Annotated in this window: 2 protein-coding genes; both read left to right on the plus strand. The window is 71.1% G+C overall.

Going from position 1 to position 15,353, the window contains the following annotated elements; all coding sequences use genetic code 11:
* The first annotated feature begins 2 nt into the window (after positions 1-2).
* Entirely contained in the window at positions 3-9,050 is a 9,048-nt protein-coding gene (locus DBO33_RS42830; protein WP_159080325.1) for a type I polyketide synthase, read from the plus strand.
* A gap of 44 nt (positions 9,051-9,094) precedes the next feature.
* Positions 9,095-15,346: a type I polyketide synthase gene (locus tag DBO33_RS17265; RefSeq protein ID WP_107655954.1), complete on the plus strand. Its 6,252-nt coding sequence runs from the start codon at positions 9,095-9,097 to the stop codon at positions 15,344-15,346.
* The last annotated feature ends 7 nt before the right edge of the window (positions 15,347-15,353 follow it).

Consider the following 15,353-nt stretch of genomic DNA (forward strand, 5'->3'; position numbering starts at 1 on the left):
TCGTGGCTGACGAGAAGGAACTTCGGGAGTACCTGAGGCGGGCGATCGCGGACGCACGGGAGGCGCGCAAGCGGCTGCACGAAGTGACAGCGAAGGAACGTGAACCGATCGCGATCGTCGGCATGGCGTGCCGGTTCCCCGGCGGGGTCGCCTCCGCCGCGGACCTGTGGCGGGTGGTCGACGACGGCGTCGACGCGATCTCCGAGTTCCCCGCCGACCGGGAGTGGGACCTGGACGATCTCTTCGACGCGGATCCGGACCACACCGGCAAGTCCTACGTCCGGCACGGCGGTTTTCTCGATAGCGCAACGGATTTCGATCCGGCGTTCTTCGGCATGTCACCGCGCGAAGCGTTGACCGCGGACCCGCAGCAGCGGCTGCTGCTGGAAACCACCTGGGAGGCAATGGAAGACGCGGGCGTGCTGCCCGCGACGCTGCGCGGCAGCCGGACCGGGGTGTTCGCCGGACTGATGTACCTCGGCTACGGCACCGGGGTGCTGCACGACATCCCGGACGAGGTCGAGGGCTATCTCACCAGCGGCCTGTCCAGCAGCGTCGCGGCGGGCCGGATCGCCTATACCTTCGGCTTCGAGGGGCCGACGGTCGCGCTCGACACCGCGTGCTCGTCGTCGCTGGTGACCATGCACCTCGCCGCCGCGGCCCTGCGGCGCGGCGAATGCGATCTCGCGTTCGCCGGTGGCGCGAGCGTGATGGCCACCCCGCTGACCTTCGTCGAGTTCTCCCGGCAGCGCGGACTCGCCGCGGACGGCCGGGTCAAGGCCTTCGCCGACGCGGCCGACGGCACCTCCTGGTCCGAGGGCGCGGGAATGCTGCTGCTGGAGCGGCTTTCGGATGCCGAGCGCAACGGGCATCGCATCCTCGCCGTGCTGCGCGGGTCGGCGGTGAACGCCGACGGCGCGTCCAACGGGCTGACCGCGCCGAACGGTCCCGCGCAGGAGCGAGTGATCCGGGACGCGCTGGCCTCGGCCGGCCTGCAACCATCCGAGGTGGACATCGTCGAGGCGCACGGCACCGGCACCCGGCTCGGCGATCCGATCGAGGCGCGGGCGCTGCTCGGGGCCTACGGCAAGGACCGCACGGACCCGCTGTGGCTGGGTTCGCTCAAATCGAACATCGGGCACACCCAGGCCGCGGCGGGCGTGGGCAGCGTCATCAAGATGGTCCAGGCCATGCGCCATGGCCGGATGCCGCGTACGTTGCACGTCGATAAGCCGACCTCCCACGTGGATTGGGCGCCGGGCGCGGTCGAGCTGCTCACCGAGGCGCGGCCGTGGCCGGCCGGGGTTCGGCCCCGGCGGGCGGGTATCTCCGCATTCGGCATCAGCGGTACCAATGCGCACGTCATTCTGGAAGAGGCGCCCGAGCAGGCGGAGCCGGCCGCCTCGGTCGAGCCCGCGGTGGTGCCGTTGGTGGTCTCCGCACGGGATGAGGCCGCGCTGGCCGAGCAGCTCGAGCGGCTCGGTCGTCAGCTGGCGGAGCGGCCCGAGCTCGCGCCCGCGGATGTGGCGTGGACGCTCGCGACCGGCCGGAGCGTCTTGGAGCACAGCGCGGTCGTTGTCGGTACGGACCGGGATGGGCTGTTGGCGGGCTTGGCGAACGCGAGCCGCGTCGATCGGTCCCGGGCGGGCCGGTTGGCGGTGTTGTTGACCGGTCAGGGTGCCCAGCGTCTCGGTATGGGGCGTGAACTCTATGGTTGCGCACCGGTGTTTGCTGCTGCTTTGGACGCGGTGTGTGCGCATTTCGACGGTGAGCTCGAACTTCCGTTGAAGGAGGTGTTGTTCGCGCCGGAGGGTTCGGCGCATTCGGCATTGTTGGATCAGACGGCGTATGCGCAGGCGGGGTTGTTCGCGGTCGAGACGGCGTTGTTCCGGTTGCTCGAATCCTGGGGTGTGACACCGGATTACCTGCTCGGTCATTCGATCGGCGAGGTCACCGCGGCGCACCTGTCCGGGGTTTTGGATCTGGCGGATGCGTGCCGTCTGGTGGCGGCTCGTGGCCGGTTGATGCAGTCCGCCCGCGAGGGTGGCGCGATGGTCGCGATCCAGGCCGGCGAGGCCGAAATCGAAGCCGCGCTCGCGAGTTTCGCCGACCAAGTCGCCATCGCCGGAGTGAACGGCCCCGACTCGGTGGTGATCTCGGGTGACGACCGGGCGGTGGAGCGGATAGCCGCCGACTGGAAAGCCAAGGGCCGCAAGACCAAGCGCCTCACGGTCAGCCACGCGTTCCACTCGCCGCACATGGACGAGGTACTCGCCGAGTTCACGGCGGTAGCCGCGACGATGACGTTCGCCGCCCCACGGATTGCGATCGTGTCGAACGTGACCGGCACGCTGGCGACCGCTGCACAGCTGAGTTCGCCGGAGTACTGGGCCCGGCACATCCGCGCGGCCGTGCGGTTCCTCGACGGCGTGCGAACCCTCGAAAACGAGGGCGTCACCGACTATCTCGAACTCGGTCCGGACGGGGTCCTGACCGCGCTCGTCGCGGGCTGCGTGACCCGCGAGGCCGGGCTGGCACTGCCCGCGCTGCGTGCGGGCAGGCCCGAATCCGACACCATGGCACAGGTTCTCGGCTCCCTGCACGCCAGGGGCAGGGCCGTGGACTGGTCCGCGATCCTGCCCGGCGCCACCCGGGTCGACCTGCCCACCTACGCCTTTCAGCGCCAGCGCTACTGGCTGGGCGGCACCGCGCGGACCACCGACGCCCGCGGACTCGGGCTGCGCACCACCGACCACCCGCTGCTCGGCGCCGTCGTCCCGGTGGCAGGCACCGGCGAACTACTGTTCACCGGGCGCATCTCCGCCGCGGGCCGTTCCTGGCTCGCCGACGGCACCGCCGTGCTCGTCGAACTCGCGCTGCGCGCGGGCGAGGAAGTCGGCTGCGGCACTATCGACCGGCTGGAAACCCCGACGCCGCTGGCGATTCCGGACGACGCCGTCGTCGATCTGCAGATCCGGCTCGGCGAGGCAGACGACGCGGGACACCGCTCCGTCGTGATCCGCTCCCGCCGCGACGACCAGGCCTGGACCCGGCACGCCGAGGGTGTTCTCACCGCGTCGACATCCGCCGCCCCCGTCGACCTGACCGACTGGCCACCGAGCGACGCCGAGCCGATCGAGGTGGACGGCACCCGCGCGGCCTGGCGCCGCGGCGACGAATTCTACGCCGAAGTGGCCCTGCCGGACGGTGTGACCGACGCCGACCGATTCGGGGTACACCCCACCCTGCTCGACCCGATCCTGCGCGCGGCACTGAATCTCGACGGCCGGCGGGAACTGGTCCCCGCCGACTGGTCCTCGGTCGAGTCGTACGCCATCGGCGCCACCGCGCTCCGGCTGCGCCTCACCCTGTCCACCCCGGATACCCTCGCCCTGGTCGCCGCCGACGACACGGGACTGCCCGTGCTGTCCGTCGCCGCGCTCACCGGTCACCCGCTGCCGACCGAAGACACCGAACACACCGAGAGCCAAGGGGATTCGCTGTTCCGCATCGGCTGGCGGCCGCGCACGGTCGCCAAGCCCCGCGCCGTGTCCTGGACGTCGTGGGAGCAGTGCACCGAAGCCGAACCGGCACCGGAAGTCGTCGTACTGGACTGCGGGACCACCGCAGACGGCACCGTGCCCGAGCGGGTCCGCGCCACCGCGGCCAGGGTGCTCGACGTGCTCGGCGCCTGGCAGTCCGGGGACCGCTTCGCGGACTCGACCCTGATCGTGGTGACCCGAAACGCCATGGCCACCACCGACGGCGATCCAGTCGACCTCACTCAGGCGCCGTCCTGGGGCCTGGTGCGGGCCGCCCAAGCCGAGAGCACCGACCGGATCGTGCTGGCCGACGTGGACGGCACCGACCTGGACTCCGTCGTCGCCGCCATGGCCGCCGCGGGCGAACCCGAACTCGCCGTACGCGACGGGGCACTGCTGGTACCCCGGCTGCACACGGTCGAGGCACCCGCCGAGCCCGCGACAGCCGACTGGGGGACGGGCACCACCCTGATCACCGGCGGCACCGGCGGTCTCGGCGCGCTGCTGGCCAGGCACCTGGTCACCGCGCACGGAGCCCGCAGGCTGGTCCTGACCTCACGGCGCGGCCTCGACGCACCCGGCGCCGAACAGCTGCGCACCGAACTGACCGAGCTGGGTGCCGAGATCACCGTCACCGCCTGCGATGTCGCGGACCGGGCCGCCGTTGCCGAACTGCTGCAATCTATTTCGGACGAACACCCGCTGACCGCCGTCGTGCACGCCGCGGGCGTACCCGACCACGGACTCGTCACCGCGCTGACCGAAGATCGGCTGGACCGCGCCCTCGCGCCCAAGGCCGACGCGGCCTGGCACCTGCACGAGCTCACCCGCGACCTCGACCTGACGGCGTTCGTGCTGATCTCCTCGGCCGGCGGACTGCTGCTGTCCGCGGGCCAGGCGGGTTACGCCGCCGCCAACGTCTTCCTGGACGCGCTGGCCGAGCACCGCCGCGCCGAGGGCCGGACCGCGACCGCAATCGCGTTCGGCCTGTGGGACATCGATGCCGGACTCAGCGGCCTGCTCAACGACGCCGAGCTGCAACGCCTACGGCGCCAAGGCTTTCCGGCGTTCTCCGCCGCCGAGGGCATCGCCCTCTTCGACGCCGCCCTCGCCGGTGACCTGCCTACCGTCGTCCCGGTGCGGCTCGACCGTGCTGCGCTGCGGTCCCGGCCCGACGGCGTGCCCGCCCTGCTGCGCGGTCTGGTGCGCACCCGCGCCAGGGCCGCGACGACCACCGCGACTTCCCCGCTGGCCCGGCGGCTGCTCGGCCAGTCCGCCGACGAACGCGGGCGCACCCTGCTCGACCTGGTCTGCGTGCACGTCGCCGCGGTGCTCGGCCACACCGACCCCGCCCAGATCGCGGCCGACCGCGCCTTCGGCGACCTGGGCTTCGACTCGCTGACCGCGGTCGAGCTGCGCAACCGCCTGAGCGCGGCGACCGGGCTGCGACTGACCAGCACCGTGGTCTTCGACTATCCCTCGGCCGAAGTGCTTGCCCGCTACCTCGGCGAGCGGCTCGGCGCGGCCGCGGGCGCGACCCGAACGGATGCTCGCACCGGCACTCATGCCGACGAGCCGATCGCCATCGTCGGCATGGCGTGCCGATTCCCCGGCGGCGTCAACTCGGCCGAGGATCTGTGGCGCCTGCTCGACGACGGCGTCGACGCGATCTCCGAGTTCCCTGCTGACCGCGGCTGGGCGCTGGACGGTCTGTTCGACCCCGATCCGGACAAGGCAGGCAAGTCCTACGTCCGGCACGGCGGATTCCTCGACGACGTCGCCGGATTCGACCCGGACTTCTTCGGCATGGCGCCGCGCGAGGCACTCGCCGCCGACCCGCAGCAGCGGCTGCTGCTGGAAACCACATGGGAGGCAATGGAACACGCGGGCATCCTGCCCGCCACCCTGCGCGGCAGCCGGACCGGCATCTACACCGGCCTGATGTACCTCGGTTACGGACCCGGCATGGTGCCGACCACGCCGGACGGCATCGAGGGCTACCTCACCACGGGCGTGTCCACCAGCGTCGCGGCCGGCCGCCTCGCCTACACCTTCGGCTTCGAGGGACCGACGGTCGCACTCGACACCGCGTGCTCGTCGTCCCTGGTGACCATGCACCTCGCCGCGAACGCGTTGCGGCAGGGTGAATGCGATCTCGCCTTCGCCGGTGGCGCAACGGTATTGGCCACCCCGCTGTCCTTCGTCGGGTTCTCTCGGCAGCGGGTGCTCGCCCCGGACGGCCGGGTCAAGGCCTTCGCCGCGGCCGCCGACGGCACGGCCTGGTCCGAGGGTGTCGGCATGCTGTTGCTGGAGCGGCTCTCCGATGCCCGGCGCAACGGTCACCAGGTGCTCGCCTTGCTGCGCGGCTCAGCGGTGAACTCCGATGGCGCGTCCAACGGGCTCACCGCGCCGAACGGTCCGTCCCAGGAGCGGGTGATCCGCCGGGCGCTCGCCGACGCGGGGCTGAAACCCGCCGAGGTGGATGCCGTCGAGGCGCATGGCACCGGCACCCAGCTCGGCGATCCGATCGAGGCGGGCGCGCTGCTCGCCACCTACGGCCAGGACCGGGATCGGCCACTGCTGCTCGGCTCGCTCAAATCCAATATCGGACATACTCAGCTGGCCGCCGGGGTCGCGGGCGTGATCAAGATGGTCGAGGCGATGCGCCGGGGCAAACTGCCGCGCACCTTGCACGTGGACGCGCCGTCGCCGCATGTGGATTGGGAGTCCGGCGCGGTCGAACTGCTGACCGAGCCGAAGGACTGGCCGGAGACCGGTGCACCGCGCCGGGCCGGCGTGTCCGGCTTCGGGATCAGCGGCACCAACGCCCACGTCATCCTCGAGCAGGCGCCCGCCGAGCCGGCTGTCGCCGCGACCGGTCGGTCCGATCAGGTGGTTCCCTGGGTGCTGTCCGCCAAAACCGCTGCGGCTCTTCAGGATCAGGCTCAGCAGCTCGGCGCGTACCTGAGCGAGCGGCCCGAGCTCGCGCCCGCGGATGTGGCGTGGTCGCTGGCCACCGGCCGGACCGTGCTGCCGCACAGCGCGGTGGTCGTCGGCGCCGACCGGGACGAGCTGATCGCCCGGCTCGCCACCGTCACCGGCACCGAGCGGGACGGCCGCGCAGGCAGGCTCGCCGTGCTCCTGACCGGTCAGGGTGCCCAGCGCCTCGGTATGGGGCGTGAGCTGTATGGATCGTCCCCGGTCTTCGCGGCTGCGCTGAACGCGGTGTGCGTTCACCTGGACAATGAGCTCGAGCGGCCGCTGCAGGAGGTGCTGTTCGCGCCGGAAGGCTCGGCGGACTCGGCACTGCTGGATCAGACGGCGTACGCGCAGGCGGCTTTGTTCGCGGTCGAGACCGCGTTGTTCCGGTTGCTCGAATCCTGGGGTATCACACCGGATTATCTGCTCGGCCATTCGATCGGCGAGGTGACCGCGGCCCATCTGGCGGGTGTGCTCGAGCTACCCGACGCCTGCCGTCTCGTTGCGGCCCGTGGCCGCTTGATGCAGTCCGCCCGCGAGGGTGGCGCGATGATCGCGATCCAGGCCGGTGAAGCCGAGATCCGGGATTCGCTGCCAGCCGGCGTGGCCATCGCGGGCATCAACGGCCCTCGCGCCGTGGTGATCTCCGGTGACGAGGACGCTGTCGAGCGGCTCGCCGCCGCGTGGAAAGGCAAGGGCCGCAAGACGAAACGGCTCTCGGTCAGCCACGCGTTCCATTCGCCGCACATGGACGACGTGCTAGCCGAGTTCGCGGCGGTCGCCGAGACGATGCGCTTCCACGCGCCGCGCATCCCGATCGTCTCGAATATCACCGGAACGCTGGCGACCGGGGACGAATTGCGTTCGCCCGCCTACTGGTCCCGGCACATTCGGGCGGCGGTGCGTTTCCTCGACGGCGTGCGCACCCTCGCCGCCGAAGGCGTCACCGATTACGTCGAACTCGGCCCCGACCCGGTCCTGACCGCACTGATCACCGACTGCCTGCCCGGCACCGGCCCAGGCCTGCTGACGTCGATGCTCCGCGGGGTCAAGCCGGAGAACGAGACCGTCGCCCTGGCCCTCGGTTCCCTGCACGCCAGGGGCTGGGCCGTGGACTGGGCCGCGGTACTGCCCGGCGCAACCCGAGTCGAGCTGCCGCGCTACGCATTCCAGCGCAGGCGCTACTGGCTGGAGAACACCGGCGGGGCCGCCGACCCCGCCGGGCCCGGGCTCGACCACCCGATGCTGTCCACCGCGGTCGCCCTCGCCGGTCGCGACGAGGTGGTGTGCAGCGGCCGGATCTCGCTCGCCGAACACCCGTGGCTCGCCGAACACATCATCCACGGCACCACCGTGCTGTCCAGCACCGTGCTCGTCGAACTGGCGGTCCGGGCGGGCGACGAACTCGGTTGCACCACACTGGAACAGCTCACTATGCGGGCACCGCTGCTGCTGCCCGAGGCGGGCGCGCTGCGGTTCCAGATCCGGATCGGCGAACAGGATCCGGCGGGCGAACGGGCATTGACCGTGCACGCGCGACCGGACGGCGACACCGCCTGGCTGGAATGCGCCGACGGCAGGCTCAGCAACCGCGAGGTCGCCGTCGAGCGGATCGACGGCACACCCGCAGCGGCACGGCTGGCCGAGGAACTACACGCCGACGCGGCCCGCTACCGGTTGCATCCCGCACTGCTCGACCTCGCGCTCGCCGCGCGGCCGATCACGGTGGGCGAGCAGACCATTCGGGTGCCTGCGGTCTGGCGCGGGGTAAGGCTGCACGCGGCCGGCGCGACCTCGGTACACAGCCGGATCGCCGACATCGACGCGCACACCATCGGGCTGGCGCTGGCCGATGAGCAGGGCGAGCCGATCCTCACCGTCGATTCCCTGACCTACCTGGACATTCCGGCCGACCGCTTCCAGCGCGGCGACGACGCCGCGTCGGACGCGCAGCCGACCCGGACGACGCGCCGGACGGCACACACCTCGGTGGCCGCGGCGGAACCGCTGGCCCAGCGGCTCACCGGGCTGAGCGGGGCGGCCGCGCGCCGGCTCGTGCTCGACCTGGTGCGCGCCGAGGTCGCGACGGTGCTCGGCCATCCGGATCCGGGGGCCATCGGCGACCACCGCGAGTTCCAGGAGCTCGGCTTCGACTCCATGGCCGCGGTCGAGCTGCGTAACCGGCTGAACGCCGGGACCGGGCTGACCCTGGCCACCACCCTGGTCTTCGACCACCCGACCCCCGACGCGCTCACCGAACACCTACTCGCACTGGCGAATCCGGCCAACCAGAGCGGATTCGGCCGAGTGCTGGTCGAGCTCGACCGGATCGACGCGTTGCTGGCCACGGTGGCGAACGAGGGCGACGGTCAGGCCGCGGTCCAGCGCAGGCTGCGCACCCTGCTCGCCAGGGTGGGCCGGCCCGAGCGCGACAGCGAGCACGCGGACGCGACCACGGAGATCCAATCGGCCTCGGTGGACGAGATCTTCCACCTGATCGACACCGAACTCGGCCGCTCCGCCAGCTGAACCACAGCGCGCGGCCCGGTCATTGCTAAGGAGATATCGATCCGATGCCCAACGAGTCCAACGAAGAGAAGCTGGTCGAATACCTCAAGTGGGTGACGGCGGACCTGCGGGAGACCCGGGCGCGCCTCGCCGAACTGGAGGCGAGTGAGACCGAACCCGTCGCCATCGTCGGCATGGCCTGTCGTTATCCCGGCGGGGCCGACAATCCGGAGCAGCTGTGGCGGCTGGGGGACGACGGGGTCGACGCCATCGCCGAACCGCCCGGCGATCGCGGCTGGGACATCGAGCGGCTGCGCAAGAAGTGTGCGATCACCGAGGGCGGCTTCCTCGCCGACGCCACCGAGTTCGACGCCGCCTTCTTCGGCATCTCGCCGCGCGAGGCGGTGGCAATGGACCCGCAGCACCGGGTGCTGCTGGAGATCTCCTGGGAACTGTTCGAGCACGCCGGGATCGACGCGAACTCGTTGCGCGGCAGCAAGACCGGCGTCTTCGTCGGCGTGCTGGAGGAGAGCTACCTCGGACTGGCCGCGCCGGAGGAGCTCGAAGGCTATCTGATGACCAGCAAGCTCGGCAGCATCGCGTCCGGGCGCATCGCCTACACCTTCGGCCTGGAGGGGCCGGCGATCTCGCTGGACACCGCGTGCTCGTCCTCGCTGGTGGCGATGCACCTCGCGCTGCGCTCACTGCGTTCCGGCGAGTCCACGCTCGCCCTGGCCGGCGGGGCGATCATCAACGGCGACGCGGGCGGTCTCGTCGACTTCGCCAAACAGGGCGGCCTCGCCGCGGACGGCCGCTGCAAGTCGTTCGCCGCCGCCGCGGACGGGACATCCTGGTCCGAGGGCGCCGGAATGGTATTGCTGGAACGGCTTTCCGACGCGCGCCGCAACGGCCACCGGGTGCTGGCCGTGGTGCGCGGCAGCGCGGTCAACCAGGACGGTGCGTCGAACGGGCTGACCGCGCCGAACGGTCCCGCGCAGGAGCGGGTGATCCGCGACGCGCTCGCCGACTCCGGTCTGCGACCGTGCGACGTAGATGTGGTCGAGGCCCACGGCACCGGCACCAGGCTCGGCGATCCGATCGAGGCGGGCGCGCTGCTCGCCACCTACGGACAGGAGCGGGACCAGCCACTGTGGCTCGGTTCGATGAAGTCCAACATCGGGCACAGCGGACCGGCCGCCGGGGTCGGCGGCGTGATCAAGATGGTCCAGGCGATGCGGCACGGCCGGCTGCCGCGCACGTTGCACGTGGACGAACCGTCGCCGCATATCGACTGGTCCACCGGCGCCGTCGAACTGCTGACCCAGCCGCAGGACTGGCCGGTGGCCGACCGGCCGCGCCGGGCCGGGGTGTCCGGCTTCGGGATCAGCGGCACCAACGCGCACGTCATCCTCGAGCAGGCGCCCGAGGCGGCGGTCGAAACCAGTGCGGGTGTCGCGCTGCCTTCGGTGCCGTGGGTACTGTCCGCGAAGACCGCGGATGGCTTGCGGGCCAAGGCGAATCAGCTGCTCGACTATGCGCGGAACGCGGCCGACTTCGCACCGGCTGACGTGGCACTCTCGCTTGCGACCGGGCGCGCAGTGCTGGACTACAGCGCGGTGGTTGTCGGAACCGAGCGCGCCGATTTCGTTGGCGGCCTGGAGAACCTGGCCGAGGAGGGCGCACCGGCGAGCAACCGGGCGCGCGGCCGGTTGGCGGTGTTGCTGACCGGTCAGGGTGCCCAGCGCCTCGGGATGGGTCGTGAACTCTACGGTTGCGCGCCGGTATTCGCTGCTGCTCTGGATGCGGTATGCGCGCATCTCGACGCTGAGCTCGAACTTCCGTTGAAGGATGTGCTTTTCGCGCCAGAGGGTTCGGCGGACTCGGCATTGCTGGATCAGACGGCGTACGCGCAAGCCGCGCTGTTCGCGGTCGAGACGGCGTTGTTCCGGCTGCTCGAATCCTGGGGTATCACACCGGATTACCTCTTAGGCCATTCGATCGGTGAGGTGACCGCGGCGCACCTGTCCGGGGTGTTGGGCCTCGAGGATGCGTGCCGTCTGGTGGCGGCTCGTGGCCGGTTGATGCAGTCCGCTCGTGAGGGTGGCGCGATGGTCGCGATCCAGGCCGGCGAGGACGAGATTCAGGGTTCGCTGCCTGCAGAAGTGGCGATCGCCGGCATCAACGGCCCACAGGCCGTGGTGATCTCGGGCGAAGAAAACGCCGTCGAGCGCATCGCCGCCGACTGGAAAGCCAAGGGCCGCAAGACCAAGCGCCTCACGGTCAGTCACGCGTTCCATTCGCCGCACATGGACGAGGTACTCGCCGAGTTCAAGGCCGTAGCCGCAACTTTGAAGTTCAGTGCACCCGAAATTCCGATCGTGTCCAACGTGACCGGCACACTGGCCACCGAGGAGCAGTTGCGGTCGCCGGACTACTGGGCCCGGCACATCCGCGCGGCCGTGCGGTTCCTCGACGGCGTGCGAACCCTCGAAAACGAGGGCGTCACCGACTATCTCGAACTCGGTCCGGACGGCGTGCTGACCGCACTCGTCGCCGACTGCGTGGAACGTGACTCCGGCGCCCTCCTGAACATGCTGCGCGCGAACAGATCCGAGTCCGAAACGGTCGCGACCGCCGTCGCGGGCCTGCACACCAGGGGCGTCGCGCTCGACTGGTCCGCCATCCTGCCCGGCGCCGCCCACGTCGAGCTGCCCACCTATCCGTTCCAGCGCAAGCGGTTCTGGCTCGGTCAACAGGCGCGGCCCAGCGACGCCGCCGGACTCGGCCTCGACCAGGCCGACCACCCACTGCTCGGCGCGGCACTGTCCCTCGCGGGCAGCGAGGCGATGCTGTTCACCGGGCACCTCGCCCGATACAGCCACCCGTGGCTCACCGACGGCACCTCGGCGCTCGTGGAGATCGCGATCCGGGCGGGTGACGAACTCGGTTGCACCGCAATCGATCACCTGTACACGCCGATCCCGCTGCAGCTGACCGAGGAGGGTGGACGGCAACTCCAGGTGCACGTCGGCGCGCCGGACGCGGCCAACCGCAGGACCATCACCATCGCCAGCCGCGTCGACGAGATCGACACCGACTGGACCGAACACGCCACCGGCCTGCTCAGCTTCACCGGCCCCGACGGCCGATCCGGCGGCGACGCCGACTGGCCCCCGGCCGGCGCCGAGCAGCTCGAGGCCGGGCTGTGGCGCGCTGGTGACACCCTGCTGACCGAGGCGACGTTGCCCGAGCAGAGCGAAACCGCCCGTCTCGCACTGCATCCCGCCCTGCTCGACGCCGCGCTGCGCCCCGCACTGGACGCGGGGCAGTATGTCGCCGAATGGCACGGGCTCCGGCTGCACGCCACCGGCGCCACCGCGCTGCGCGTTCGGCTGACCGACGGCGCCGCCCTCTCGGTGCGCGCCGAGGATCGCACCGGACACCCGGTCCTCGACATCGATGCGGTGGTCCGCAGGCCGCACCCGGACCGCCCGAATGTGGCCACCGAGGCCCTGTTCGAGGTGGACTGGACACCGATGCTGCCCGCCGCCCGCCCACCGGTGCTGCGTTGGGGCCCCGACGGGGACGCCGTCCGCGTCGACCTGTTCGCACCGGCGGGCGCCGATCCGGCGCAGGCGGCCCACGATCTCAGCCAGCGGGCCCTGCGGATGGTGCGCGAATGGCTGGCCGACGAGGACCGCACCGCCCGGCTCGTCGTGACCACCAGGGGCGCGCTGCAATGCCGCGACGAAGCGGTCACCGATCCCGGCGCCGCCGCGGCCTGGGGTCTGCTGCGGTCCGCCCAGTCCGAAGCCCCCGACCGGATCGTGCTCATCGATCTGGACGCGGCCGAACCGACCGAGGAACTGCTCGCCGCCATCGTGGTCTCCGGCGAAGCCCAGGCGGCGATCCGCGGCGAGGCCGTGCTCGTGCCCCGGCTCAGCCGCTCGAGCGTGCCGCCGGAACTCGGCGAATACCGTTGGAGTACCACCGGAACCGTGCTCATCACCGGCGGCACCGGTTCACTCGGCGCGCTGTTCGCCCGCCACCTCGCCGGCACCCACGGCGTCACCCGGCTCGTGCTCACCAGCAGGCGCGGCCCGGCCGCGCCCGGTGCCGAGCAGCTGCGCGCCGAGCTGCGCGAACTCGGTGCGGAGGCGACCATCGCCGCCTGCGATGTCGCCGACCGCGCCGCACTGGCCGCGCTGTTGGCCGACATCCCCGCCGACCACCCGCTGACCGGGGTGATCCACACCGCGGGTGTCATCGACGACGGCCTGCTCACCGACCTCACCCCCGAACGGCTCGACGCCGTGCTGCGGCCCAAGGTCGATGCCGCCTGGCAACTGCACGACCTCACCAAGGACCACGACCTCACCGCGTTCGTCCTGTTCTCGTCCACCGCAGCGGTTTTCGGTGGCCCCGGCCAGTCGAACTACGCCGCGGCCAACGCGTTCCTCGACGGACTGGCCTGCTACCGCGTGGCGGCCGGGCTGCCGGCGACCTCGGTCGCCTGGGGTCTGTGGCGCCAAGACGGCGGCATCACCGGCCATCTCGACCGAGCTGATCTCGACCGCATCGCCAGGGGCGGCTTCCGGCCGATCGAGCCCGGCCAGGGCACCGCGCTGCTCGACACCGCGCTCGCTCTCGCCCGCACCGAACTCGTCGCCACCCCGTTCGACCTGGCGCTGCTGCGGGCCCGCCCCAGCCAGGCCCCGGTACTGATGCGCAGACTGCTGCGTCTGTCGAACCGGCGGGTGGCCGGCAATACCGACAGCGGTCTCGACTCGCTGACCGCCCGCCTGACCGGACTGGACCAGCGCGACGGCCATCGGCTCGTACTCGACCTGGTGCGCACCGAAGTCGCGGCCGTGCTCGGGCATGCCGATGGCTCCGGCATCGGCGCGGATCAGCCGTTCACCGATCTCGGGTTCGACTCGCTGACCTCCATCGAACTGCGCAACCGGCTCAGCACCGGCACGGGCTGCCGGTTGCCGGGCACGGTCGTTTTCGACCGGCCGACCCCGAACGAACTCGCCGATTTCCTGCGCACCGCGTTGCTGGCGAAGCTGACCGACGCCGAGTCGAGGGAGGTGGTGGACTTCGCCGCCGAGATCGTGCTCGACGAGGACATCCGCGCCGCGGCGACCGTCAGCCGGGTCGCCGTTGCGCCGAATGCCGTGTTACTCACCGGCGCAACGGGATTCGTCGGCGCGTTCCTGCTGCGCGACATCCTGCGCGCCGGCGACGCTCAGGTGTACTGCCTGGTGCGAGCCGAGGACGAGGCCGCCGCGCGGATCCGGCTGCGCGAGAGCCTGCGCTGGTATCGGGTGTGGGACGAGGTGGATCCCGAGCGACTGACGATCGTGGTCGGCGATCTCGCGCGACCCGGATTCGGCCTCACCGAAACGGAGTTCGACGAGCTGGCGCGGACCGTCGACGTCGTCTACCACGCGGGCGCCACCGTCAACTGGCTCTACCCGTACCGGGAACTCAAGCAGGCCAACGTGCTCGGTACCGCCGAGGTGCTGCGCCTGGCGGCCAGGCATCGCACCGTCCCCGTTCACTACGTCTCGACCACCGGTGTGTTCGCCGCCGAAGCGGCGGGGGACCGGCCGCAGCGCGCCGACGACGCGACCGGACCGGGGGAGATCTTGCCGACCGGCTACGTGCAGAGCAAATGGGCGGCCGAACAGATCATCGGCTTGGCCAGAGATCGTGGCGTGCCGGTCTCGGTGTACCGGGTCGACGTGGTCTCCGGCGACCAGCGCAACGGCGCCTGCCAGACCAGCGACTTCGTCTGGCTCAGCCTCAAGGGCCTGGTGCAGGCCGGCGCGGTGCCCGAGCGGCTCGGCGGGCACCTGCATTTCGTGCCGGTCGACTACGTCAGCTCCGCCATCGTCGCGCTGTCCACCAAGGCGGACGCGGCCAACCGCAACTTCCACCTGTACAACCAGGACGATCTGAGCTTCGCCGATTGCGTCGATTACCTGCGCTCGATCGGCTACACCTTCGCGGAACTGCCCTGGGCGGAATGGGGCGAACTGATCAAGCAGGATCGGGCGAACGCCATGCTGCCGCTCTTCGGCGCTTTCGCGGTAATCGCCTCGGGCGACGACGATTCCGATCGGCTGTTCGATACCAGCGAAACGGAGTCCGCCCTCGCGGGCACCGGTATCGCTTGCCCGTCGGTGACGAAGGACCTGTTCGAGAAGTACGTCGATTTCTTCGTCCAGGCGGGCTATTTCCCGCGCGTCACCGACGGCCCCCAGGTTTCCGGGACGCCGACGGGGCGCACCGACGGAGTCAGGAGCTGAGGACACT

It is taken from the genome of Nocardia suismassiliense, from assembly GCF_900269665.1.
Taxonomy (GTDB): domain Bacteria; phylum Actinomycetota; class Actinomycetes; order Mycobacteriales; family Mycobacteriaceae; genus Nocardia; species Nocardia suismassiliense.

What these genes read in the sequence shown, in the direction of transcription:
- DBO33_RS17265 (WP_107655954.1), top strand. Translation starts at nt 9,095, where the DNA reads ATGCCCAACGAGTCCAACGAAGAGAAGCTGGTCGAATACCTCAAGTGG.